We start from the raw sequence: 1,465 nt of genomic DNA on the forward strand, positions 1-1,465 counted from the left end.
GTACTACATCCGTAGATCTTGATTCGTTTGGCTCCGCCACGGAACGTAGTTGCTCCATCCTCGGTGCGTGACATGCGCTCTGACCTACGATCTTGTCGTGTCCTGGGATACGGAACTGACCGCGCTGACCACGCGCATCGCCGGACCCCTCTTCACCCGGCCCGAACCCCGGCAGGCGTTCGCCGACCTGGTACGCGCTCTGCTGGCCGACGTGCCACGCAAGAACTCCTGGCAGCTGGCCGACCACATCGGCCACGCCACCGCCAACCGGTTCGAACACCTGCTGGACCGAGCGAAATGGGACGTCGACGCCCTGCGTGACGAGGTCCGCTCCTACCTGCTCGCGCACCTGGGGCGTGCCGACGGGGTGCTGATCGCCGACGACACGAGCGCGATCAAGAAGGGTGACAAGTCGGTCGGCGTGGCCGGCCAGTACTGCGGGTTGACCGGCCAGGTGGAGAACTGCCAGGTGATGCCGATGCTCACCTACGCCTCCGAAGTCGGGCACGCGTTCGTCAACCGGCGCCTGTACCTGCCCGAAGCCTGGGCGAACGACGGCGAGCGCAGGGCACGGGCCGGGGTGCCCGAGCAGGTGGTCTTCCGCACCAAGCCCCAACTGGTGGCCGACATGCTGGCCGAAGAGCTCGCGGCCGGCACGCTGTTCCGCTACCTGTGCGCCGATTCCGGCTACGGCCGTGACCCGCACCTGCGCGCCTTCTGCCATGAACACGCCGTCGGCTACGTCATGGCGGTGCCCACCGACCTGCCCCTGGTCGCCCTCCGCGGCGGCACCGAGCCGGCCGGGCACGCACTGGACCGGCTGCTGGCCCTCGGCCAGGCCGGCATCTGGGAACGCCGCTCGTGCGGGACCGGCACAAAAGGCATGCGCGTCTACGACTGGACCGCCCTGGCCGTCACCGTGGCCGGGCAGCCGCCCGCGCCCGGATACGCGCACACGCTGCTGATCCGCCGCTCGGTGGCGGCTCCGGGCGAGGTGGAGCTGTTCCTGGCTCACGCCCCCGCCGGCACCCCGGTCCCCGAGCTGATCGACGCAGCCGGGATGCGCTGGAAAATCGAGGAGAACAACGAACACGGCAAGGACCTGCTCGGCCTGACCCAGTACCAGGTCCGCAAGTGGACCCCATGGCACCGGCACGTCACCATCGCCATGCTCGCGCTGGCGTTTCTGACCGTCATGCGCGCCGCCCTGCCCACCGGCGCCGATGCAGCCGGAGACGAGGGAAAAGACCACTTGCTCCTGGAGGCGCCGGCAGGGTGAGACTCGTGCGGCTCTCACTGGCCGAGATCCGCCGCGTCCTGGCCCGGTTACTCATCCCAGCGGCCAACGCCATCGATCACGTCCTGGCTTGGTCACACTTCCGGCGGCTTCATCAGACACGTGCTCTGATCAGCCACTACCGGCGACGCGGTGACCCATTCCCAGCGGACCTACGAATGTAGTACC

1 protein-coding gene is annotated in these 1,465 nt (G+C 68.5%); it reads left to right on the forward strand.

Annotation, left to right across the window (positions count from 1 at the left end; all coding sequences use genetic code 11):
- Positions 1-67: 67 nt before the first annotated feature.
- On the forward strand, positions 68-1,279 hold the full coding sequence (locus tag BLR04_RS39395; RefSeq protein WP_425413480.1) for an IS701 family transposase: 1,212 nt from the start codon (positions 68-70) through the stop codon (positions 1,277-1,279).
- The last annotated feature ends 186 nt before the right edge of the window (positions 1,280-1,465 follow it).

Source organism: Nonomuraea maritima (genome assembly GCF_900100395.1).
Classification (GTDB): Bacteria; Actinomycetota; Actinomycetes; order Streptosporangiales; family Streptosporangiaceae; genus Nonomuraea; species Nonomuraea maritima.